Origin of the sequence: Terrabacter sp. Soil811 (genome assembly GCF_001429655.1) — a bacterium.
Lineage (GTDB): Bacteria > Actinomycetota > Actinomycetes > Actinomycetales > Dermatophilaceae > Terrabacter.
Genome location: NZ_LMSX01000007.1, coordinates 17567 through 39167 on the forward strand (window position 1 = coordinate 17567; position 21601 = coordinate 39167).

General features: G+C 71.9%; 20 protein-coding genes. 10 read left to right on the plus strand and 10 right to left on the minus strand.

The features are described 5' to 3' along the window. Nucleotides 1-6 precede the first annotated feature (6 nt). From ASH01_RS07015 to ASH01_RS07035, 6 genes are all read right to left on the minus strand, one after another. Nucleotides 7-1842: a 1-acyl-sn-glycerol-3-phosphate acyltransferase gene (locus tag ASH01_RS07015; RefSeq protein WP_056773492.1), complete on the minus strand. Its 1836-nt coding sequence runs from the start codon at nt 1840-1842 to the stop codon at nt 7-9. Further along, entirely contained in the window at nt 1839-2885 is a 1047-nt protein-coding gene (locus ASH01_RS07020) for an NAD-dependent epimerase/dehydratase family protein (RefSeq protein WP_056775159.1), read from the minus strand. The genes ASH01_RS07015 and ASH01_RS07020 overlap by 4 nt, the downstream gene beginning before the upstream one ends. A 305-nt stretch (nt 2886-3190) precedes the next feature. Next, nucleotides 3191-3289, minus strand: coding sequence for a 30S ribosomal protein bS22 (locus ASH01_RS22440; RefSeq protein ID WP_003792170.1), 99 nt, complete (start codon nt 3287-3289; stop codon nt 3191-3193). A 228-nt stretch (nt 3290-3517) separates the two neighbouring features. Further along, complete coding sequence (locus tag ASH01_RS07025) at nt 3518-3718, minus strand: helix-turn-helix domain-containing protein (RefSeq protein WP_056773495.1); 201 nt, start codon at nt 3716-3718, stop codon at nt 3518-3520. A 184-nt stretch (nt 3719-3902) separates the two neighbouring features. Continuing rightward, the gene (gene aspS, locus ASH01_RS07030; RefSeq protein WP_235509559.1) at nt 3903-5183 is read right to left on the minus strand and encodes an aspartate--tRNA(Asn) ligase; all 1281 of its coding nucleotides are present in this window, start codon (nt 5181-5183) and stop codon (nt 3903-3905) included. A gap of 503 nt (nt 5184-5686) precedes the next feature. Continuing rightward, a complete protein-coding gene (locus ASH01_RS07035) occupies nt 5687-6883 on the minus strand; it encodes an acetoin utilization protein AcuC (RefSeq protein ID WP_056773502.1) in 1197 nt (398 codons plus the stop codon). A gap of 50 nt (nt 6884-6933) precedes the next feature. Between ASH01_RS07035 and ASH01_RS07040 the strand changes: the two genes are divergently transcribed. After that, the gene (locus ASH01_RS07040; RefSeq protein WP_056773504.1) at nt 6934-7602 is read left to right on the plus strand and encodes a potassium channel family protein; all 669 of its coding nucleotides are present in this window, start codon (nt 6934-6936) and stop codon (nt 7600-7602) included. 94 nt (nt 7603-7696) lie between these two features. Here ASH01_RS07040 and ASH01_RS07045 read toward each other — a convergent pair whose 3' ends face one another. The 4 genes from ASH01_RS07045 to ASH01_RS07060 all read right to left on the minus strand — a co-directional run bounded on the left by ASH01_RS07045 (nt 7697) and on the right by ASH01_RS07060 (nt 10615). Then, nucleotides 7697-8224 carry a GNAT family N-acetyltransferase gene (locus ASH01_RS07045; RefSeq protein WP_056773508.1) on the minus strand — a complete coding sequence of 176 codons (528 nt, stop codon included), beginning with the start codon at nt 8222-8224 and terminating at the stop codon, nt 7697-7699. Nucleotides 8225-8316: 92 nt separating this feature from the next. Further along, nucleotides 8317-8829 carry a GNAT family N-acetyltransferase gene (locus ASH01_RS07050; protein ID WP_056773511.1) on the minus strand — a complete coding sequence of 171 codons (513 nt, stop codon included), beginning with the start codon at nt 8827-8829 and terminating at the stop codon, nt 8317-8319. Nucleotides 8830-8844: 15 nt separating this feature from the next. Further along, nucleotides 8845-9651 carry a pyrroline-5-carboxylate reductase gene (proC, locus tag ASH01_RS07055; RefSeq protein ID WP_056773514.1) on the minus strand — a complete coding sequence of 269 codons (807 nt, stop codon included), beginning with the start codon at nt 9649-9651 and terminating at the stop codon, nt 8845-8847. Between the two features lie 13 nt (nt 9652-9664). Continuing rightward, nucleotides 9665-10615, minus strand: coding sequence for a proline dehydrogenase family protein (locus ASH01_RS07060; protein ID WP_156415479.1), 951 nt, complete (start codon nt 10613-10615; stop codon nt 9665-9667). 186 nt (nt 10616-10801) lie between these two features. On the opposite strand from ASH01_RS07060, the gene ASH01_RS07065 reads away from it, so the two are divergent. The 9 genes from ASH01_RS07065 (at nt 10802) to ASH01_RS07105 (ending at nt 21579) form a co-directional block, all read left to right on the plus strand. Then, complete coding sequence (locus ASH01_RS07065; RefSeq protein WP_156415480.1) at nt 10802-11542, plus strand: hypothetical protein; 741 nt, start codon at nt 10802-10804, stop codon at nt 11540-11542. Further along, the gene (locus ASH01_RS07070; RefSeq protein ID WP_056773520.1) at nt 11542-12372 is read left to right on the plus strand and encodes a maleylpyruvate isomerase N-terminal domain-containing protein; all 831 of its coding nucleotides are present in this window, start codon (nt 11542-11544) and stop codon (nt 12370-12372) included. The genes ASH01_RS07065 and ASH01_RS07070 overlap by 1 nt, the downstream gene beginning before the upstream one ends. Before the next feature lie 85 nt (nt 12373-12457). Continuing rightward, on the plus strand, nt 12458-13744 hold the full coding sequence (locus ASH01_RS07075; protein ID WP_056773523.1) for a lactate 2-monooxygenase: 1287 nt from the start codon (nt 12458-12460) through the stop codon (nt 13742-13744). A 125-nt stretch (nt 13745-13869) separates the two neighbouring features. Beyond that, nucleotides 13870-14622: an SAM-dependent methyltransferase gene (locus ASH01_RS07080; RefSeq protein ID WP_056773525.1), complete on the plus strand. Its 753-nt coding sequence runs from the start codon at nt 13870-13872 to the stop codon at nt 14620-14622. Next, nucleotides 14619-15104: a nucleoside deaminase gene (locus tag ASH01_RS07085; protein ID WP_056773528.1), complete on the plus strand. Its 486-nt coding sequence runs from the start codon at nt 14619-14621 to the stop codon at nt 15102-15104. Before ASH01_RS07080 ends, ASH01_RS07085 begins: the two co-directional genes overlap by 4 nt. 282 nt (nt 15105-15386) lie before the next feature. Next, nucleotides 15387-16307, plus strand: coding sequence for a hypothetical protein (locus ASH01_RS07090; protein WP_235509560.1), 921 nt, complete (start codon nt 15387-15389; stop codon nt 16305-16307). A gap of 265 nt (nt 16308-16572) precedes the next feature. After that, the gene (locus tag ASH01_RS07095; RefSeq protein WP_056773529.1) at nt 16573-19191 is read left to right on the plus strand and encodes an ATP-dependent Clp protease ATP-binding subunit; all 2619 of its coding nucleotides are present in this window, start codon (nt 16573-16575) and stop codon (nt 19189-19191) included. Nucleotides 19192-19357: 166 nt separating this feature from the next. After that, on the plus strand, nt 19358-20251 hold the full coding sequence (locus tag ASH01_RS07100) for an ABC transporter ATP-binding protein (RefSeq protein ID WP_082619580.1): 894 nt from the start codon (nt 19358-19360) through the stop codon (nt 20249-20251). Continuing rightward, on the plus strand, nt 20248-21579 hold the full coding sequence (locus ASH01_RS07105) for an FtsX-like permease family protein (protein WP_056773532.1): 1332 nt from the start codon (nt 20248-20250) through the stop codon (nt 21577-21579). Before ASH01_RS07100 ends, ASH01_RS07105 begins: the two co-directional genes overlap by 4 nt. Nucleotides 21580-21601 lie beyond the last annotated feature (22 nt).

The following is a 21601-nucleotide window of genomic DNA, read 5'->3' on the forward strand; positions in this document are numbered from 1 at the left end:
CGCCGGTCAGAGGAAGACGGACTTGCGCTGCATGAGCAGGCTGTAGAGCGTCTGCTGGATCGTCTCGCGCACCTGGTCGGTGAGGTCGAAGACGAGCATGGGGTCGTCGGCGGCGTCGGGCCCGAAGCTCGTGGTCTCGATGGGCGGCCCGAACTCGATGAGCCACTTGCTCGGCAGCGGCACCATGCCGAGGGGGCCGAGCAGCGGGAACGTCGGCGTGATCGGGGCGTAGGGCAGCCCGAGCAACCGGGCGACGGCGGGCATGTTGCCGAGGATCGGGTAGATCTCCTCGGCCCCCACGATCGACACCGGCACGATCGGCACGCCGGCGCGCAGGGCGGCCGAGACGAACCCACCGCGGCCGAAGCGCTGCAGCTTGTAGCGCTCGCTGAACGGCTTGCCGACACCCTTGAAGCCCTCGGGCCAGACGCCGACGAGGGCGCCGCTGCTGAGGAGGCGCTCGGCGTCGGAGTTGGCCGCAAGGGTCGTGCCCGAGCGCCGGGCCATGGTGCCGATGAAGGGCATCTGGAAGACGAGGTCGGCGCCGAGCATCCGCAGGTGCCGGTTGCGTGGGTGCTCGTCGTAGACGGCCACCTGCGTCATGAGGGAGTCCATCGCGATGGTGCCGGAGTGGTTGCCGACGACGAGGGCTCCGCCGACGTCGGGGATGTTCTCGATGCCGCGCACCTCGACCCGGAACCACGAGCGGTAGAGCGGGCGCAGCAGCGGCAGGTGGACGTTGACGGTGTAGTCCTCGTCGAAGCCGAACTCGTCGACGACGTAGTCGCCCGTGAGCCGGCGCCGGAGGTAGGCGAGGGTCTCGGCGACCTGGCGCTCGACCTCCTCGGCGGGCACCCCGGCCGAGGTGGCGGCGGCGCGCAGCACGTTGACGGCGAGCTCGACGAGCTCGGCCGGGCCCGGGCGGGACTCCGAGCTGAGCTCGGCCCCGTCGAGCACCGCGCCGACGAGCTTCTCGGCCCGCGACTGCAGCCCCGACGTCAGCGCGTGCTCCCAGCCGCCTCCGTCTCCAGCGGGCGTATGCCGTGTCTCCGGCTCGGTCTCGGGGCGGACGCCGCGCTGGGCGACCTCCTCGACCGGCGGGACGGCACGCAGCCGGGCAGGCTCGCCCGCGCCCGCGCGACGGGGCGAACGCATCGACGCGCGGCTCGGCCTGGTCCGTGGCGGTGTCGGCTCGGCCGGAAGGGTGTCGGCGGGGTCCCCGGGCTCGGTGATGTCGGCGACCTCGAAGGCTTCGTCGGGCTCGGCGGACTCGAAGGCTTCGGCGGGTCCGGCGGCGTCACCCCCGTCGCTCGGGACCTCGTCGCGCGCGGACCGGCTCGACGGCGTCCGGACGGGGCGGGACTCGGGCTCGGTCGGGCCCTCGGTCACCGCTGCCTCGATGAGGTCGTCGGCGACGGTGTCGGCGCCCGCGCCGGTCGCGAGGCGTCGCGCGGCGCTCACCTCGACCGGCGCCGTGGGGATGAGGGGCGTCCCCGCGCGGCGCCGACGCTCGCCCGAGGCACGGGCCGCTCCGGCCGCGAAGGCTCCCCGGGCCGGGCGGCCCGAGGTAGCGACAGGCCTCTCGCTCGTGACCGTGGCCGGCTCGGCCTTCGTGGCCGGCGCGGTCCTCTTCGTCGTCTTCGGGGCCTTCGGGGTCTTAGGCGTCTTCGCCTTGGCCGGCTTCGCGGGCTTCGTCTTCGCCGACTTCGTCCCCGTCGGCTTCGTCCCCGTCGGCTTCTTCGATGCGCCAGTCGTGGAGGTCGACGGCGCGGCCGTGGCCTTCGTCGTCTCAGCCGCGTCGGACGTCGTCGAGTCGGCGGCCTTGCTCGGGTCGGCGCTCACGGCTGGATCCTGTCGAAGACGCGGGAGAGGGCTGCGGCGGTGCCACTCGCGGCGTCGCTGACGACCTCGCCGACACCTTCGACGCCGGGCACGGCGGGCCGCAGGTGACGCGCGTAGTCCTCGAAGGCCTCTCGCGTGGTGAAGTGGGGCTCGAACTCGAGGACGGAGCGCATCCGGGTCGTGTCGAGACCCCGGCCGAAGGCGAGGAAGGTCAGCTGGTCTGACGAGAAGTCGGCGAAGCCGCTGCGCTTGACGATGGTGCCGATGAGACCGGCGGCCGAGAGCGGCACCGGGACGACGGGGCGCCGCGCGATGGCGGTGCACTGCGTCACGGTGAGGAAACCGTCGCCGGCGACGTTGACGATCCCGGCGGGCGGTCCGGTGGTCGCGAGGATCATGGCCGCCGTGGCGTCGTCCTCGTGGATGAACTGGAAGCGGGCGTCGTAGCCCAGCGGGATCGGCACGAGTGGCAGCGAGAAGTAGTCGGTGATGGCCGTGTGGATGCTCGGTCCCACGACGTTGGCCAGACGCAGCATCGTGATCTCGACGTCGGGCCGGCGCCGCGAGAAGCCCCGGACGTAGCCCTCGACCTCCACGGAGTCCTTGCCGAATCCCGTGCGCGGCAGGGTCTTGGGGTTCATGTCCTCGCTGAACATCGCCGGGTCGCGGGGCGAGGAGCCGTAGACGGCAGCGGACGACTTCACGACGAGTCGCGAGACCGACTCGGACTTCTGGCACGCGGCGAGCAGCTGCATCGTGCCGATGACGTTGATCTCCTTCTGCGTCACCCGACCGCCGGAGTCCTTGGGCGTCGCGATGACGTTCATGTGCACGACCGTGTCGACCTCGGCCTGCGCCATGATGCGCCCGATCATCGGGTTGCGGATGTCGGCGCGCACGAACTCGGCCCGGCCGATGGAGTGCTTGGGCGGCACGACGTCGACGCCGAGGATGCGCTCGATCGACGGATCCGTCGAGAGCCTTCGGGCGTAGAGGCCACCGAGGTAGCGGGACACCCCCGTGACCAGGACGACCTTGGCCATCGGATCCTCCTGTCGTCGGTCGGTGCGGACGTCGTGCACGGGCGCTGCTCGATCGGGCTCGAGGATGGCGCGCGCTGCGGAGGAGTTCTCGCTCCCCCGCCCTCGCAGCCTACCGAGACCCTGCTCGATCCGTACCCGGGCGTGGCACCTGATGGTCGGATGTGTCGAGGCTCTCCATCGGCGCTCCCGTCGGCCCTCGTCGAGGCTCGGTGTCCGACTGACCCCGGGAACGCGAACGACCCCCACCGGAGGTGAGGGTCGAGAGCGTGCGGGGCGATCCCGCCGGTATACCTGAGCTGGTCAGGTCACTTCTTGTTGCGACGCTGGTGGCGCGTCTTGCGCAGCAGCTTGCGGTGCTTCTTCTTCGCCATCCGCTTGCGGCGCTTCTTGATGACAGAACCCATGTTTGTCCTTGTCGTGAGACGTGTCCTCGAACTGAGCTGGTGCCGACCTGCGTCGACACCCCTCGGAGAAGGGTAGGTCGAACTTCACGAGCCGAACAGGCTCACAGGGTAGCGCGTGCGGGCTCCCTAACCCAAAAGCGCGTCGACGCGCCCACCTGCGCCAACGCCGAGGGGGCGGCCGGACCGGGTGGTCGCGGCCGCCCCCTCGGGTGCGTGGTGACGCTGCTGTCACGCGGTGTCGATGAAGGACGTCTGGAGGTACTTGTGCACCGCATCCTCCGGAACCCGGAAGGAGCGGCCGACGCGTACGGCCGGAAGGTCTCCGCCGTGGACGAGCCGGTAGACGGTCATCTTCGACACGCGCATGATCGAGGCGACCTCGGCGACGGTCAGAAACCGCACCTCGGCGAGCTGGCGCTCATTCGACATGTGTTACCCCGATCTTCGGTGGGTTTGCACCCGCGCGTCGACGGCTTCCCCTCCGGCGAAACTGCACGCAGGTGCAAGAAGCAACATTAGGGGCAGATGTGACTGGAGGGGAAGCGAACGAGAGAACGAATCGATCACGCGCAACTCGACACGCCGGTGAGATCACGTTGGATCTCTCGGCTCGTCATGGCTCCAGGCGGTGCAGGTCACGCGGGAAGAGGGTCACCTCGCGGATGTTCTCGGCACCCGTCAGCCGCCCGACCCACCTTTCCAGACCGATGGCGAACCCGCCATGCGGAGGCATGCCGTGGGCGAAGGCGTCGAGGTAGCCGGCCAGGACCGCGGGGTCGGTCCCGGTGCGCTCCATCGCCGCGGCGTAGTCCGAGGGCCGGTGCAGGCGCTGCCCTCCGGTCGTCAGCTCGAGCCCGCGGAAGAGCAGGTCGAAGCTGTTGCTCCACCGCTCGTCGCCCGGCTGAGGGTGCGTGTAGAAGGGCCGCTTGCCCATCGGATAGCCCTCCACCGCAAGGAAGTCCGAGCCGTATGCCGTCTTGGCCCACTCGCTGAGCGCGCGTTCGTGCGCGGGGCTGAGGTCGGGCTCATCCGGGTCGGCGCCGACCTTCGCGAGGGCGTCGCTGAAGTGGATGACGGGGAACTGCTCCGGCACCTGCGGCAGCTCCACGCCCAGGAGCGCAGCGGCGTCGGCGGCATACTCCCGGATGCCCTCGACCATGCCCGCGATCGCCTCGCGCAGGACGGCGAGCACGTCGTGGTGGTCACGGATGAAGCCCAGCTCGGCGTCGAGCGAGGTGTACTGCGCGAGGTGGCGCACCGTGTCGTGCGGCTCGGCCCGGAAGACCGGACCGACCTCGAAGACCCGCTCGAAGACCCCGACGAGCATCTGCTTGTAGAGCTGCGGGCTCTGCGCGAGGTAGGCCGTGCGTCCGAAGTAGTCGACGGTGAAGACGTTGGCCCCCGACTCGGTGGCCGTGCCGACGAGCTTCGGGGTCGCGATCTCGGTGAACTCGAGGCTTCCGAGCGCAGCGCGGAAGCCTCGCATCGACGCGCTCGCGAGCTGCCAGGCAGCCCGGTGGCGCGGGTGACGCAGGGTCACCGCCGCGTGGTCGAGGTGCGTGGGCAGCCCGGCGCCGAAGGTCGGGCGCCACAGCTCGGTGGGTGGCGCGACCGCCGGCTCGGTGAGCGCGGTGATCACCGGTTCCACGAGCTCGGCACCGCCGGGGGCCGACTCGTTGGCCGACACGGTGCCGGTCACCTCGACGACGGTCTCCTCGGGCAGACCCGAGAGCTGGTCGACGGTCCCGCGGTCCTTGACGACGACCTGGGCCAGGCCCGAGCGGTCGCGCAGCACGAGGAACGTGACGCTCGCGAGGACGCGGCGCCGGTGGATCCAGCCGGCGAGCGTGACCCGCTCGCCGGGTTCGACGGACGCGAGGTCCCGCGCGAGCACGCGCGGAGCAACGGTCGTGGGTTGGGTTGGTTGCATTCCGTTCACCTCCAGAGGGTTGGTGCCCCGGAGGTGTGGGCGATGGGGAATGTCGCTGTGCCACCACACCTTCGCCGCCGCGGATTGCGGACGGCCTCTGGTCGTGCTCGGCTCAGGATCGTCAGGCCCGTCGTCGCCGTGCGCCAAGGGTAGGCGCTCAGCCCGCCGCCCACCAACCCGATTGTCAGGCCACGCCCGGCGCCGGCGTCCTCCCGGAGACAAGCAGCTACACGAGACGCAGACAACAGAGCCGCGGCGCCGACGTTGCCTGGACGCAGCGCAGCGAGCGAGGAACGAGCGAGCGAAGCGGAGGAAGGCAACGTCAAAGGGGCGCCGCGGCACGCGCCGCAGCGAAGCGAGGCGCCAAAGGCGCAGCGCAGCGAGCGAGGAACGAGCGAGCGAAGCGGAGGAAGGCGACGCCTGAAGGGCGCCGAGGCACGCGCGAAGCGAAGCGGAGCGCCAAGAACTCAGTCGAAGTGGACGTCGAGCCCGTGCAGCGGGAAGACGGCCGTGCGCGTCGCCATGACGGCGCGGTCGACCTCGCTCGCGGGGTCGTAGCCCATCTCCCACGAGCGCCACCAGAGCGGCCCGTCCTCGGCGGTCAGGTCGCCCATCCGTCGCGGACCCGGACGGCCGAAGATCTGCTCGACGTGGGCACGCCAGTCCTCGGGGACCGGGGTGCTCGTCGGGATCGGGGCGTGGGCGGCGATGGCCGTCAGGTGCGTCCACGTGCGGGGCACGACACCGATCACCTCGTAGCCGCCACCTCCGAGGGCGACCCAGCGGCCCTCGCACACCTCGTGCGAGAGGCGGTGGAGCGCGTCGGCCGCGGCCCGCTGCGCGTCGACCGTGACGGCGAAGTGCGCGAGGGGGTCCTCCGCGTGGGTGTCGCACCCGTGCTGGGTCACGAGCACGTCGGGCTTGAAGGCGCGGATGAGCGGCATGGCGACGGCGTGCAGGGCGCGCAGCCAGCCGGCGTCGCTGAGGCCGGGCGGCAGCGCGACGTTGACGGCGGTGCCCTCCGCGTCGGGACCACCGATGTCACTGGGCCACCCGGTGCCCGGGAAGAGGGCCCGGCCGGTCTCGTGGACCGAGATCGTCAGCACCCTGGGGTCGTCCCAGAAGATCCGCTCGACGCCGTCGCCGTGGTGCACGTCGACGTCGACGTAGGCGACACGTTCGGCGCCGTGGTCGAGGAGCCACTGGATGCCGACGGCGATGTCGTTGTAGACGCAGAAGCCACTCGCCTTGCCCCGCATCGCGTGGTGCAGGCCGCCCGTGAAGTTCACGGCGTGCTCGGCCTCGCCCTCCCAGACGGCGCGACAGCTGTCGACCGTGCCGGACACGACCCGGGCGCTGGCATCGTGCATGTCGACGAAGGCCGGGTCGTCCTCGGTGCCGAGGCCGTACGCGTCGTCGGCAGCGGAGGGGTCGGTCGAGGCGGCCTTGACCGCGGCGACGTAGTCGTCGTCGTGGACGGTGGCCAGCAGCTCGTCGGTGGCCACCTCGGCGCCGACCACCTCGACGCCGTCGACGTCGAAGACACCGAGGGCGTCGCAGAGCCGGGCCGTTAGGTCCAGGCGAGCGGGCGCCATCGGGTGGGTGGGGCCGAAGTCGTACCTCGTGAAGGAGGAGTCCCAGACGACCCGGGCCTGAGTTGGCATGATTGAGACGCTATCGCGGAAACGCGCCACGGACGACGGAGGTAACACCCATGGGCCGCAACCGGCTCTTCGACGACGACGTCATCGTCATCGGGCTGGGACGCTTCGGCTCGGCCGTCGCTCTCGAGCTCACCAAGCTCGGCCACCGGGTCATCGCCGTCGAGCGCGACAACGCCATCGCCGAGAGCTACGTCAACAAGGTGGCCAAGGTCGTGCACGCCGACATGGCGCAGTCGACGGCACTCGACATGATCCGCCACGCGCAACCGCGGATCGCGATCGTCGGCATCGGCTCGTCCGTCGAGTCGTCGGTCCTCGCAGCGGCCAACCTCGTCGACGCCGGCGTCCCCTCGATCTGGGCGAAGGCCCTCTCACCCGAGCACAAGCGCATCCTCGACCGCATCGGGGTGCACCACGTCATCTCGCCCGAGGCCGACTCCGGTCGCCGCGTGGCCCACCTCGTCAACGGCAAGATGCTCGACTACATCGAGTTCGACGACGGCTTCGCCATCGTCAAGCTGAAGCCGCCGGCCGAGACGATCGGCTTCACGCTGGAGCAGAGCCAGATCCGCCGCAAGTACGGCGTCACCGTCGTCGGCGTCAAGGCACCGGGCGAGGACTTCACGTATGCCGTCCCGCAGACGAAGATCTCGGCGCACCACATGCTCATCGTCAGCGGGCCCGTCGAGCTCATCGAGCGTTTCGCCGCGCGCCCCTGACGCCGGGCTCGTTTCCGGCACAGACGAACCCACCGTCCCGAGCGCGGGGACGGTGGGTTCGTGAAACGCATTGCGGCCGGAGCGCGCCGCCGGCTCAGAGGCGCAGCGTCGGTCCGTGGTCGACGCCGAGCGGCAGGACCATGGCGATCTCCTCCTCGCCGTCCTCCTCGCTGACGACACCCATCGGCCGGCGGTAGTCGGTGGGGCGGAAGCCCATGCCGCTCGCGAAGGCGACGGCACGGCCGTTCTCGGTGCCGACCCAGTAGACGAGGTGGGAGTGACCGCGCTCGGCGGCGAGGGAGGCGCCGTCCTTGACGAGGTGGGTGGCGACGCCCGAGCCGCGGGCCTCGGGGCGCACCCACAGCCCGAAGAGCTCGCCGGCCGTGCCGTCGCTCTCCTTGGCGGTGCCGATGCTCACCACGCCGACGGCGCGGCCGCCACGCTCGGCCACGAGCCGTGCGGAGCGCTGCATGCGTTCACGCCAGAAGTTCTCGCCATAGGACTCTTCCTCGTCGACCGAAGCCACGAACGCCTCGGGCGATTCACGCAGTGCGGCGAGGCGGACGGAACGGTAGTCCTCCCAGTCGTCCTCGCCGAGGGGACGCACGGTGATGTCGCTCATGGGTCCACCTTCGCACGACAGCCTGTCGGACCGCACCCGCGGGGCGGTGAACGTTCGGGTGCGCCTCGGGACCGACTGGCCGACAGGGTGACTCAGAAGCGGTGGACCATCTCGATCTCGCGCAGGTCCGGGCGCCGCGGGTGGTCGTGGACCGCGCCGCTGCGCACGAACCCGCACCGCGCGTACAACCCCTCGGCGACCACGTTGGAGCTCGTCACCTCGAGCACGACCTCGGTCTTGCCGAGGCGCCTCGCCTGCTCGAGGACGGCTCGGACCAGGGCCTCGCCGACACCACGCCCGCGGGCCTCCGGGGCGACGTACATGCCGAACAGCGTTGCGGTCGTGGCCCGCTCGGGCTCCCAGTGGGAACCGAGCCCCGCGCTGCCGAGCACCCCCGAGGCGTCACGGGCCTGCACGAGCCAGGCGCCCTCGATCCGCTGGCGCCAGTCGGCCTCGTCGTAGGCGGCCTCGTCGGCATAGGTGAACCAGAAGGCGTCGGGGGCCTCCTGGAGCATCGCGAGCCGGACGTCGCGGTGCGACTCCCAGTCCTCCGGCGAGACGGGGTGCAGGTGGAGGCGCTGGTCGTGGGTGTGGGGCTCGGCCATCACCCCACGATGCCCTCAGACCTGCCCGGACGCCAGCTGTTTCGAGCGGGCCGCTGCGGCCTCGATGGCCGTGACGAACGCGGCCCGGACCTTGTGGTCGTCGAGCTGGCGCAGGGCCGCCACCGTCGTGCCGCCGGGCGAGCTGACCTGCTCGCGCAGGACCGTCGGGTGCTCCCGGGTCTCCTTGAGCATCGTCGCCGCCCCGTAGAGCGTCTGCACGACGAGCTCGGTGGCCGTGGCCCGCGGCAGACCGAGCACGACGCCGGCCTCGATCATCGCCTCGACGACGTAGAAGATGTAGGCGGGGCCGCTGCCGGAGATCGCCGTGACGGCGTCGAGGTGCTTCTCGGCGAGCCGGACGACCCGGCCGCACGAGCTGAGCAGCGCCTCGGCCTCGGCGAGGTGGTCGTCGGTGCAGTGGCTGCCGGGCGAGATGCCGGCCATCCCCTGGTCGACGAGCGCCGGGGTGTTGGGCATGACGCGGATGACCGACGTGCCCTCGGGCAGCCGCGACTCGAGGAACTCCGTCGTGATGCCGGCAGCCAGCGAGATGACGGCGTTGCCGGGGGCGACGTGGTCGTGGATCTCGTCGAGCAGCGCCGCCATGTCCTGCGGCTTGACGCACAGCACGAGCGTGTCGGCGACGTCGGCCGCCTCGGCGTTGGCCAGCACCCGCACCCCGTGGCGCTCGGCGAGGGCGTTGACCTTCTCCGGCGTGCGTCCGGTGACGACGAGGTCGCCGGGCGTGCGGCCCGAGCGGATGAGGCCGGAGACGAGGGTCTCGCCCATGACCCCCGCGCCGAAGATGGCCGTCGTCGTCATCGTGGGTCTCCGCTCAGCTCTTGGTCGCGACGCCGCGCAGGAAGAACATGACGTTGGCGGGCTTCTCGGCCATCCGGCGCATGAGGTAGCCGTACCACTCCTGGCCGTAGGGGATGTAGACGCGCATCTGGTCGCCGCGGTCGGAGATCCGCTTCTGCTCCTCGGGGCGGATGCCATAGAGCATCTGGTACTCGAACGACCTCGGGTCGCGACCGGCCTGGCCCGCGAGCGCGCCGGCGATCTCGATGAGCCTCGGGTCGTGCGAGGCCACCATCGGGTAGCCCTCGCCCTGCATGAGGATCTTGAGGCACCGGACGTAGGACTTGTCGACGTCGGCTCCGGACTGGAAGGCGACCGACTCGGGCTCCTTGTAGGCGCCCTTGCAGAGCCGGACACGGGACCCGGCGTGGGCGAGGTCCCGGCAGTCGGCCTCGGTGCGGTAGAGGTAGGCCTGCACGACGGCGCCCACGGTCGGGAAGTCGGCCCGCAGCTCGCGCAGGGCGTCGAGGGTCAGGTCGGTGGTCGTGTGGTCCTCCATGTCGAGGGTCACGGTCGTGCCGCCCTGCTTGGCCAGCTCGCAGATCTCACGGGCGTGGTCGAGGGCGATGGCGTTGCCGTCGCCCGGCAGCGCCTGCCCGAGCGCGCTCAGCTTGAGCGATACCTCGACGGAGCCGCCCTCGGTGAGGCCCTGGTCGCGCAGCGCCGTCAGCAGCGAGAGGTAGGCGTCGCGCGTGTGCCGGGCCTGGGCGAGGTCGGTCGTGTCCTCGCCGAGGTAGTCGATCGTCGAGAGGCGGCCGGACGCCGCGATCTCGGAGGCGGCCCCGACGACGTCGGCACGCTCGGCACCGGGCACGAAGCGCTTGACGACCGAGCGCGACACGGGCGCCTTCTCGATGACGTCTCGGATCTTCTCCTGCTTGGACAGCTGCAGGAGCGAGTTGCGCAGCAGGTCGCTGGCGTCCACGGGGGCCTCCGGGTGGTGCTCGGGATGTCGCTCGGGTCACGGCGGCGGACGGTGGTGACCGTCCCGCCGGGCAAATCTACCGCCGCCGGCAGCCAGCGCCCGCCGGTCCCCTCCGCTCCTGCGGCACGCACGCCGCCCGCCCGGTCCCTCGGGGTCCTCCTCGGGGCATGCGGCAGACTCGCTGCCATGGCTCGCCCGACCGCCACCCGACGACCCGTGCCCGCCGCCCTCGCGGCCGCAGCGCTGCCTCTCGTGCTCGCCGCGTGCGGCCAGCCGGTCGCGACGCCGTCCGCTGCCACCCGCCCGGCAGGCGCGACCGGAACGGCAGGCGCCACCGGCGCCCCGACGAGCCCAGCCGCTGACGACGCGCCGCTCACGCCGCCCTCGAGCGTCGTGCCACCCCGCGTGCACGCCACCGCCGTCGTCGCCTCCTACCTCCGTGGCCACGACCTCAGGGGGCTCACCCGCACGGACGACGAGTCGGTGACGGAGGCCGTCCTCACGTCGTGCCCGAACGGGCCCACCGTGGCCCGGGACGTCGGCCAGACGGCATACGCCCGCTCCTGGGAGGGGCCCGGAGGAGTCCGCGCCGACGTCGCCGCGATCACCTTCCCCGACCTCTCGTCGGCCGCGAAGGCGGCCGAGCCGCTGCTCGTCGCGGCGCAGGTGTGCCGGGCGCCCCGGCCGGCCAAGGGCGTCACGACGACCATCGCCAACCAGCGCCGCGACGTGGCGGAGGGTATGCCGCTCGGCCGGGTCGACGTGACCCTGACGTCCCCGGACGAGACGCGCCACGACTACGTGGGCGTCGTGCAGGTGGGCAACGTGCTCGTGCGCCTCACCTACTCGTCCGGCGACGCGAAGGTCGCCACCGACGAGGGGTCGACGGCGCTCGCGCTGCTGGCCCGGGACGTGCAGGGACTCTGATGTCCACGATCGACGACGCCGCCCTCGCCGCGCCCGGACCACTCGGCCTGAGCCTCGACGACCTCGGCGAGGCCCTCGGGGGTGCCGCGACCGTGCTGCGCGCCAACGCGATGGCTGCTGGCCTCGACGCACCCGTCCCCACGTGCCCCGACTGGACGGTGCTCGACCTCGTCGCCCACCAGGGCATGGTCCACCGCTGGGCCGCGAGCCACCTGCGCGGCGAGCCCGTCGAGCCGGAGCCGCTCGAGCGCGAGGGGCGCCGGTCCGCCGACGTGCTCGGCTGGTTCGACGACGGGGCGACGGCGCTGCTGCAGGCGATCGTCGATGCGCCGGACGACCTCGACGCGGTCGTGTTCCTCAAGGACGCGCCAGCCCCGCGGCTGTTCTGGACGCGCCGGCAGTGCCACGAGACGACGGTCCACGCCGTCGACGCGCTCGGGGCCCGGCTCGGACGGCCCGCGCGCGCCGACGAGACGTGGATCCGGCCCGCCGTCGCGCTCGACGGCATCGACGAGCTGCTCGTCGGCTTCGTCACCCGCCGCAAGGAGGGAGCCTCACCCGGCGCCCCGACCCGGCTGCTCGTGCGCCCCGACGGCGCCGACGTCGCCTGGCTCGTCGACCTCGACACCGGCCGGCCGATCCGGACCAGCCGGGTCCGCTCGGGGTCCGGTGGTTCGGGTGGGGCCGACGCCGACCACGTCCTGGCCGGCGACCCCGTCGACCTCTACCTGCGGCTGTGGAGCCGCGGCGCTGCCGAGCCGGTCGAGCCCACGCGGCCCGTCACGGAGCTCGAGCGCTGGTGGCGCGAGAACATCTCGATCTCGTGGTGACCCCCGGGTCGACCACATAGCAGGATGGGCGCAGCACCCGGACCGCACCGTCGCGGCCCGGGCCCGTGCGACCAGAGGAGCTCGTATGCCGCAGGAGGGCATCGGACGGACCGTCCAGTCGGCCATCTACCGGGCCGGTGCCTTCGGCCGCCGCCCGGCGGTCCCGACCGACGGCACGCAGCTCGAGGTGGCGGCCCGCAAGGTCATGTCGAAGCGCGGGTTCGCCTACGTCGCAGGCTCGGCCGGCTCCGAGGCGAGCGCCGACGCTAACGTCTCAGCCTTCTCGAGGTGGCGCGTCGTGCCCCGGATGCTCGTCGACACGACCGAGCGCGACACGTCCGTCGAGCTCTTCGGGCGTCGCCACGAGAGCCCCTTCCTCGTCGCCCCGGTCGGGGTCCTGTCGATGGCCGACGACGAGGCCGACCTCGCCGTCGCCCGCGGCGCCCGCGAGCAGCGCGTCACCCAGATCCTCAGCACCCAGGCCTCGGTGCCGATGGAGGACGTCGCGCGCACCCTCGCCGGCTCGGGGCACTGGTACCAGCTCTACTGGAGCAGCGACGACGACCTCGTCGAGAGCCTCGTCTCGCGCGCCGAGGCGTGCGGCAGCGACGCCCTCGTCGTCACCCTCGACACGGCATACCTCGGCTGGCGTCCACGCGACCTCGACCTCGGGCACCTGCCGTTCGCCCGCGGCGAGGGCATCGCCCAGTACACGTCGGACCCCGTCTTCCAGCGGCTCGTCCGCGAGCGGGTGGCGGCCGCCGGGCCGGCGGTCCGACCGCGACCCACGCCGGCCGCGGTCGCGACGCTCGTGTCGATGAGCCGCAACCACCCGGGCGACACCCGGCACAACCTCACGGCGCCCGAGCCGCGCGCCGCTGTCGAGACGTTCCTCGACGTCTTCAGCCGACCCTCGCTGACGTGGGACGACCTACCGCGGCTGCGGGCCATGACGAGCCTGCCGATCGTGCTCAAGGGGATCCTGCACCCCGACGACGCCCGACGCGCCGTGGACGCCGGGGTCGACGGCGTCTACGTCTCCAACCACGGCGGCCGGCAGGTCGACCGGTCGGTCGCCGCGCTCGACGCCCTGCCCGGCGTCGTCGAGGCCGTGCGCGGCGCAGGGTCGGACGCGCCGGTGATCTTCGACAGCGGGATCCGTTGCGGCGCAGACGCGTTCGTCGCCCTGGCGCTGGGCGCTTCGGCCGTCGGCATCGGGCGACCACACGTCTACGGTCTGGCCCTCGCCGGCGCCGACGGGGTGTCGGAGGTGCTGCGCAACCTGCGCGCCGAGCTCGACCTCCAGCTGGCGCTCACGGGGTGCACGTCGCTCGCCGACCTCACCCCGGGGCGCCTCGTGGCCGCGCCCTGACGCGACAAGGCGCCGCGCCGACCGTCGACGGGCCACGTGCGGCAGCCCGGTCACGGTCGAGAGGCCGCTTCTCGCCGCATGGAACCGGGTCGACGCCATCGGGGTTCGTCCCGGAGGATCGGGTCATGCCAGCCCTCGACCACCTGACCCGCGACGCCTACCCGAAGTCGAACGGCTACGACGCGAAGTGGCTCGTCGACCTCGACATGGGCCCCCACCCGCTGTGGCTGCTCGAGGACCTCGCCGCCGACCTCGACCTCCGGCCCGGCATGCGCGTCCTCGACCTCGGCTCGGGGCTGGGCGCGACGTCGGTCTTCCTCGCGCGGGAGTACGGCGTCAGCGTCGTGGCCGCCGACCTGTGGGTCGACCCCACCGAGGCTGCCGCGGTCTTCCGCAAGGAGAACGTCGACGACCGCGTCCTCGCGATGCGGGTCGACGCGCACGCGCTCCCCTTCGGCCGGGGCTCGTTCGACGCCGTCCTCAGCATCGACGCGTGGGAGTACTTCGGCACCGGCGACCACTACCCGCCCTACCTCGCGACCTTCCTCAAGCCGGGCGGCCAGCTCGGGGTCGCGACGCCCGCCCTGACGACCGAGGTGCGCGAGCTCGGCGAGATCCCCGAGCACATCGACCGCGTCGTCGGCGCCGAGTCCGCGGCCTGGCACACGGCGGACTGGCTGCGCAGCCAGTGGGAGTTCAGCCGCGCCTTCACGACCGTCACGGCCCGCAACCAGCCGGACGCGTGCGCGAACTGGCTGCTGTGGGAGCGCGCCGTCATGGAGCTCAAGGGACAGGCCGGCTCGGCGGTGCAGGGGATGCTCGAGGCCGACGGCGGCGCCTTCGTCACGTTCGCCCTCGTCACCGGGAGGGTCGCATGAGCCTCGACGCCACCGACCTCGAGCACCTGCGCCGGGCGGTCTTGCTCGCGCGCCTGGCCCTGGAGCGTGGGGACGAGCCGTTCGGCTCCGTCCTCGTGTCGGGCGACGGCGAGGTGCTCTTCGAGGACCACAACCACGTCCTCGCGCTCGAGGCCACCCAGCACCCCGAGTTCGCCATCGCGCGCTGGGCGGGTGCCCACCTGACCGCCTCGGAGCGGGCGGCCGCGACCGTCTACACCTCGGGCGAGCACTGTCCCATGTGCTCAGCAGCGCACGCGTGGGTCGGCCTCGGCCGGATCGCGTATGCCGTGAGCTCGGCCCAGCTGACCGCGTGGCGGTCGGCGTGGGGCTCGGCCCCGTCCCCGGTCGCGGCGCTGTCGATCCGCGACGTCGTGCCGGGCGCGGTCGTCGACGGGCCGGCCCCCGAGCTCGAGGCCGAGGTCCGCGACCTCCACGACCGTTTCGCCCACCGAAAAGCCTGACCCCGCCACGAGGCGTACGCCAACCCAGCCAAGGCGCAGCTCTCGCGCCGACCCCCACCTTCGGGCGCCGCGGCCCCCAAACCGACGGGGTCAGGCGCCAAACCCCGCACCTCCGGGCGCCGCGGCCCCCAAACCGTCGGGGCGCGCACCCTTGCGGGCCGCGGCCCCCAGGCCGACGGGATCAGGCGCCAAACCCCGCACGCTCAGGCGCCGCGGCCCCCAAACCGACGGTGCTGTGGAGAGCGCGGGCAGGGGTCCTCGCCCTTGGGAGATGGTCGGGCCATGACCCTGAACGAGGGACGGCCGTTTCTTCGGTCCGAGGCGAGACACCTGTCGGACGGCCAGCTGCGCCGCGGCTACCGGGCGCTCTTCCACGGGGTCTACGTCCGACATCGAACCCCGGTGGGCGACCTCGAGCTCGCCGAGGCCGCATTGCTGGTCGCCGAGCAAGGAAGCTACGTCTCGCACCACACGGCTGCCCGGCTCCTGGGGGCAGTGGCGCCCGACCACCCCGACGTCCATGTGACCTCGCGTCGGTTGCGGGTCAAGGGAGCCGGGTTGACGGGGCACCGGGCGAAGGCGGAGCAGCAGGTGGTGCTGTGGCGAGGCATCCGGATGACGTCGCCGGTGCAGACGTTCCTGGACCTGGCTCACTGCCTGACCCTCGTCGACCTGGTCGTGCTGGGTGACTCCTTGGTGCGGCGCCGACGGACGACCCCGGATGAGCTCGTGTCGGCTACCCGTGCCCGTCGAGGGCCGTACTCCCGACTGGCCCGCCGGGCAGCGGCGCTCGTCCGCGCGGGTGTCGACTCACCGATGGAGACGCGCCTGCGGCTGCTCATCGTCCTCGCCGGGCTTCCCGAGCCCGAGGTGGACCACCGGGTGCACGACGACGGCGGGACCTTGCTGCGGCGCTACGACCTCTCCTACCTCCCCTTCCGACTGATCATCGAGTACGACGGCAGGCAGCACGCCGAGTCGGACGAGCAGTGGCTCAGCGACATCGGCCGCGACGAGGCGCTGGACGACGAGCAGATCCGCCGGCTCGTGGTCGTGTCCCGGGACATCTACTCGACACCGACGAACACGCTCGCGATGATCACGCGGGCCATGCGCCGAGCAGGTATGCCGGTGCCCCGGCTCCGGCACGAGTGGCGCCGACACTTCCCGAGCAGGTCGGGCGACCTCGCCCTGCCGGCATGACCCGACCTCGGCGACCCGTGCGAGACGGATGTGAAACGCGCCGGCAACAGTGCGGGCGGACACTGGGCGGGTACGACACGGCATACGCAAGGATCACGACACGCCTCACGGCATCTGTCCGCTCACGGCGAACAGCGGCTGAACCTGAGCCGATCACGCTCAGGATGGGGAACAGGAGGGACACCACCGGCGTTGGTCGGGGTGTGCTCGTCCACAGCGGGCACAGATAGCATCGAGATGTCTCTCGATCAGTCAGGAGAAGAACATGTTCGAACGGTTCACCGACAGGGCCCGAAGGGTGGTTGTCCTCGCGCAGGAGGAAGCTCGCCTGCTCAACCACAACTACATCGGGACCGAGCACATCCTCCTGGGTCTGATCCACGAAGGCGAAGGCGTCGCCGCGAAGGCCCTCGAATCGCTCGACATCTCGCTCGAAGCGGTCCGGGCCCAGGTCCAGGAGATCATCGGCCAGGGGCAGCAGGCCCCCACCGGTCACATTCCCTTCACGCCCCGCGCGAAGAAGGTCCTCGAGTACTCGCTCCGCGAGGCGCTCCAGCTCGGCCACAGCTACATCGGCACCGAGCACATCCTGCTCGGCCTGATCCGCGAGGGCGAGGGCGTCGCCGCCCAGGTCCTCGTCAAGCTCGGCGCGGAGCTCAACAAGGTCCGCCAGCAGGTCATCCAGCTGCTCTCCGGCTACCAGGGTGGCCAGGGCGGCGAGAAGGCCGGCGCCGGTGTCGGCCAGAGCCAGGCCGAGGGGACGCCCGCGGGCTCCCTCGTGCTCGACCAGTTCGGTCGCAACCTCACGCAGGCTGCCCGTGAGGGCAAGCTCGACCCGGTCATCGGCCGTGAGAAAGAGATCGAGCGGGTCATGCAGGTGCTGTCCCGCCGCACCAAGAACAACCCCGTCCTCATCGGCGAGCCCGGCGTCGGCAAGACCGCCGTCGTCGAGGGTCTCGCCCAGGACATCGTCAAGGGCGAGGTGCCCGAGACGCTCAAGGACAAGCAGCTCTACACCCTCGACCTCGGCTCGCTCGTGGCCGGCAGCCGCTACCGCGGTGACTTCGAGGAGCGGCTCAAGAAGGTCCTCAAGGAGATCCGCACCCGCGGCGACATCATCATCTTCATCGACGAGATCCACACGCTCGTCGGTGCAGGTGCCGCCGAGGGCGCCATCGACGCCGCGTCGATCCTCAAGCCGATGCTCGCCCGTGGTGAGCTGCAGACGATCGGTGCGACGACGCTCGACGAGTACCGCAAGCACATCGAGAAGGACTCGGCCCTCGAGCGGCGCTTCCAGCCGATCCAGGTGCAGGAGCCGACGCTGCCGCACGCGATCGAGATCCTCAAGGGTCTGCGTGACCGCTACGAGGCCCACCACCGCGTGACGATCACCGACGGTGCGCTCGTCGCGGCCGCCAACATGGCCGACCGCTACGTCAACGACCGCTTCCTACCCGACAAGGCCATCGACCTCATCGACGAGGCGGGCGCGCGACTGCGCATCCGTCGGATGACGGCTCCGCCGGACCTGCGCGAGTTCGACGAGAAGATCGCCGCGCTCGTGCGCGAGAAGGAGTCGGCCATCGACGGGCAGGACTTCGAGCGCGCGGCCCGCGTCCGCGACGACGAGAAGCGCCTGCGCCAGGAGAAGGCCGCCCGTGAGGCCCAGTGGAAGTCGGGCGACATGGACGTCGTGGCCGAGGTCGACGAGGAGCTCATCGCCGAGGTCCTGGCGGCCAGCACCGGCATCCCGGTCTTCAAGCTGACCGAGGAGGAGTCGAGCCGACTGCTCCACATGGAGGACGAGCTGCACAAGCGCATCGTCGGCATGGACGACGCCGTCAAGGCGCTGTCCCAGGCGATCCGCCGCACCCGTGCAGGCCTCAAGGACCCGCGTCGTCCGGGTGGCTCCTTCATCTTCGCCGGCCCCACCGGTGTCGGTAAGACCGAGCTCGCCAAGACGCTCGCCGAGTTCCTCTTCGGCAGCGAGGACGCGCTGATCCAACTCGACATGTCCGAGTACTCCGAGAAGCACACGGTGAGCCGCCTCTTCGGCTCGCCTCCCGGCTACGTCGGCTACGAGGAGGGCGGCCAGCTCACCGAGAAGGTGCGCCGCAAGCCGTTCTCCGTCGTGCTCTTCGACGAGGTCGAGAAGGCACACCCGGAGATCTTCAACTCGCTGCTGCAGGTGCTCGAGGACGGCCGCCTCACCGACTCGCAGGGTCGGATGGTCGACTTCAAGAACACCGTCATCATCATGACGACCAACCTCGGCACGCGGGACATCTCCAAGGCCAACATGGGCTTCTCGGCCGGACCCGACAGCCGCTCGGACTACGAGCGGATGAAGGCGAAGGTCACCGACGAGCTCAAGCAGCACTTCCGACCCGAGTTCCTCAACCGTGTCGACGACACCATCGTCTTCCCGCACCTGAGCCGCGACGAGATCATCCAGATCGTCGACCTCGAGATCGCCAAGCTCGACAAGCGGCTCAAGGACAAGGACATGGGCATGGAGCTCACGCAGTCCGCCAAGGACCTGCTCGCCAAGAAGGGCTACGACCCCGTGCTCGGTGCGCGTCCGCTGCGCCGCACCATCCAGCGCGAGATCGAGGACGCCCTGTCGGAGCGGATCCTGTTCGGGGACTTCGCTTCCGGCCAGTACGTCAAGGTCGACACCGAGGGCGAGGGCAAGGCGGAGACGTTCACCTTCTCCGACATGGCCCACCCGGACGCCGCGCACCGGCCGGCCGACGACCTCCCGGAGCTTCCCGAGGGCGCCGCCCTCGACGAGGCGCTCGGGGTCAACATCACGGCCGGCCCGCCCGTGCCCGACGACCAGGTCTACCCCGACGCGGGGCTGACCGGCACGGAGCGCTGACCGCAGCGATCCGCCAGCACGGCCGAAGGGGCCGGGGACACCACGTCCCCGGCCCCTTCGTCGTACGCCCGCGTCCCGGTCGTCATACCGGGGTCGTATGCCGTCCCGCCCGGGAGGCGACCACGGCCCGATGTGAGACCCGGCCCACCGCGGCGAGGCTGGGTCCATGAGCTACTACGACCCAGCCCGTACGCCGTCCGGTGCGCCCGAGCGCCCAGCCTTCCCAGCCTCCCCCACCCTCGCCCCACCTGTCAGCCCCACCGTCGGCCTCACCGGCGCCCAGGCCCCCTCGCGTCCGGCAGGGGCGCCGTCGCCCGACCCGGCCCGCGACCTCGTCGCCCGGGACCTCGTCATGACCTACGGCCGCTCCGGGGCCTCCGCCGGACCGCCCGCGCTCGGCGGCGTCGACCTGACGATCCGCGCCGGCGAGAGCCTCGCCGTCATGGGGCCGTCCGGATCCGGCAAGACGACCCTGCTGCACGTGCTCGCCGGGATCCTGCGACCGACCGGCGGCCAGGTGCTGTGGCGCGGCCGGGACATCGCACGGATGTCGGACCGCGAACGCACCGTGCTGCGCCGCGAGGACTTCGGCTTCGTCTTCCAGCAGGGAATGTTGCTGCCCGAGCTGCCGGCGATCGAGAACGTGGCCCTGCCGCTCATGCTCGGCGGGGTCAGGCGGTCGGAGGCGACGGCGCGGGCCGCGACGCTCTTCCACCCGCTCGGCCTCTCGGGGCTGGAGAAGCGCCGTCCGGGCGAGCTCTCGGGCGGCCAGGCGCAGCGGGTCGCCATCGCCCGCGCCCTCGTGGCCCGACCCGGGGTCGTCTTCGCCGACGAGCCGACCGGTGCGCTCGACCAGTCGACCAGCGCCGAGGTGATGCACCACCTGACGCAGCTCGCGGCGCACACCGGAGCCTCGCTCGTCGTCGTGACCCATGACGAGAACGTCGCCCGCTGGTGCCACGGCGTCGTGCGGGTCCGCGACGGTCGGATCGCTGGTGCAGACGCCGACGACCACGTCGCGGCCGGCCCGGTCCAGGCTGCGACCGCGGTGGCCAGGTGAGGGCCGCGACCGAGCTGTGGTGGCGCCTGCGGCGTGCGGGCGCGGCCGACAACCGGGTGCCCGGCATCCTCGCGGTGGTCTCGTTCGCCGTCGCGACGGCGGCCCTGCTCGTCTGCGTCGCCGGGCTCCACGCGTTCGAGGCGCGCAACCCCCTGCCGCCAGGCGGGCTCGAGGGCCACCTCAGCGACGAGGCGGCGCTCGGCAACCTCTACGTGACCCTCGCCTGGATCGCGACGACGTGCATGGTCATCCCGATCCTCACCCTCGGCGGCGTCGCGGCGCGTCTCGCGATCGCCCGCCGCGACCAGCGTCTGGCCGCGCTCCGTCTCGCCGGTGCGACGTCGGGGCAGGTCACCCTCATGACGCTGGCCGAGGCGGCCGCCCAGGCCGTCGTCGGTGCGCTCACAGGCGTCGTGCTCTACCTCGCCGTCCTCCCCCTCGTGGCCCGGGTGAGCTTCCAGGGCCGCCCTTTCGAGCTGCGCGAGCTGGTGCTGCCGCTGTGGCAGACGCTCGCCGTCGTCGCGGCAGTCGTCGTCGTGGCGGTCGTGTCCGGCGCGTCGAGCCTCGCCCGGGTGGCGATCAGCCCGCTCGGCGTGGCTGCCCGCACGAGCCCGAAGCGCCTGAGCGTCCTGCGGCTGCTCGTCGCCCTGGCCGCCGGAGCTGCGTGGGTGCTCGTCATCACCCCGATGAAGGAGCCGCAGCGGATGACGATCGTGCTCGTGCTCGGCGCGATGATCCTCGCCGTCAACACCGTCGGGCCGTGGGTGGTCATGGTGGCCGGCAGAGCCGCGGCCCGTCTCGCCCCGACCGCCGCGACGCTGCTGGCGGCCCGGCGCATCGCCGATGACCCGAAGAGCACGTGGCGCGCGGTCGGCGCCCTCGGCCTCGCCGTCGTCGTCGTGGGCTTCACGAGCCTCGCGCAGGTCGACGAGCCGACGACTCCGCTCGAGCGCTACCTCGCCGACGACCTCGGCACGGGCGCGCTCGTCACCCTCGTCATCATCACCATCGTCGGCGCCACGTCGACGGGGGTCGTCCAGGCGGCCCGGGTGCTCGACCAGCGCGAGCAGTACCGCGCGCTGGCGCTCGCCGGCACGAGCGAGCGCTCGCTCCACCGGGCCCGCGCGCTCGAGGTCGCGCTCCCGCTGTCGATGACGATCGTGCTGTCGGCCGGCTTCGTGCTCGTGCTCATGCTGCCCTTCACGAGCGCCCTCGACAGCGGCCTCGTCGTGCGTTTCGTCGTGACCTCGGCCGTCGCCGGGGCGGTCGTCCTGGCGTCGGTGCTGGCGTCCCGGTCGCTCGTGCGGACGGCCTCCCGCGTCGCCTGAACCGGTCGTCTACGGTGGGGCG

Bases quoted from the DNA above. Each gene is read 5' to 3' on its own strand.
- ASH01_RS07065 (WP_156415480.1), top strand. From the start codon at position 10,802: ATGGCTCGCCCGACCGCCACCCGACGACCCGTGCCCGCCGCCCTCGCG.
- ASH01_RS07100 (WP_082619580.1), top strand. From the start codon at position 19,358: ATGAGCTACTACGACCCAGCCCGTACGCCGTCCGGTGCGCCCGAGCGC.
- ASH01_RS07020 (WP_056775159.1), bottom strand. From the start codon at position 2,885: ATGGCCAAGGTCGTCCTGGTCACGGGGGTGTCCCGCTACCTCGGTGGC.
- ASH01_RS22440 (WP_003792170.1), bottom strand. From the start codon at position 3,289: ATGGGTTCTGTCATCAAGAAGCGCCGCAAGCGGATGGCGAAGAAGAAG.
- ASH01_RS07045 (WP_056773508.1), bottom strand. From the start codon at position 8,224: ATGAGCGACATCACCGTGCGTCCCCTCGGCGAGGACGACTGGGAGGAC.
- ASH01_RS07085 (WP_056773528.1), top strand. From the start codon at position 14,619: ATGAGCCTCGACGCCACCGACCTCGAGCACCTGCGCCGGGCGGTCTTG.
- ASH01_RS07075 (WP_056773523.1), top strand. From the start codon at position 12,458: ATGCCGCAGGAGGGCATCGGACGGACCGTCCAGTCGGCCATCTACCGG.
- proC (WP_056773514.1), bottom strand. From the start codon at position 9,651: ATGACGACGACGGCCATCTTCGGCGCGGGGGTCATGGGCGAGACCCTC.
- ASH01_RS07090 (WP_235509560.1), top strand. From the start codon at position 15,387: ATGACCCTGAACGAGGGACGGCCGTTTCTTCGGTCCGAGGCGAGACAC.
- ASH01_RS07025 (WP_056773495.1), bottom strand. From the start codon at position 3,718: ATGTCGAATGAGCGCCAGCTCGCCGAGGTGCGGTTTCTGACCGTCGCC.
- ASH01_RS07080 (WP_056773525.1), top strand. From the start codon at position 13,870: ATGCCAGCCCTCGACCACCTGACCCGCGACGCCTACCCGAAGTCGAAC.
- ASH01_RS07095 (WP_056773529.1), top strand. From the start codon at position 16,573: ATGTTCGAACGGTTCACCGACAGGGCCCGAAGGGTGGTTGTCCTCGCG.
- ASH01_RS07050 (WP_056773511.1), bottom strand. From the start codon at position 8,829: ATGGCCGAGCCCCACACCCACGACCAGCGCCTCCACCTGCACCCCGTC.
- ASH01_RS07040 (WP_056773504.1), top strand. From the start codon at position 6,934: ATGGGCCGCAACCGGCTCTTCGACGACGACGTCATCGTCATCGGGCTG.
- ASH01_RS07070 (WP_056773520.1), top strand. From the start codon at position 11,542: ATGTCCACGATCGACGACGCCGCCCTCGCCGCGCCCGGACCACTCGGC.
- ASH01_RS07035 (WP_056773502.1), bottom strand. From the start codon at position 6,883: ATGCCAACTCAGGCCCGGGTCGTCTGGGACTCCTCCTTCACGAGGTAC.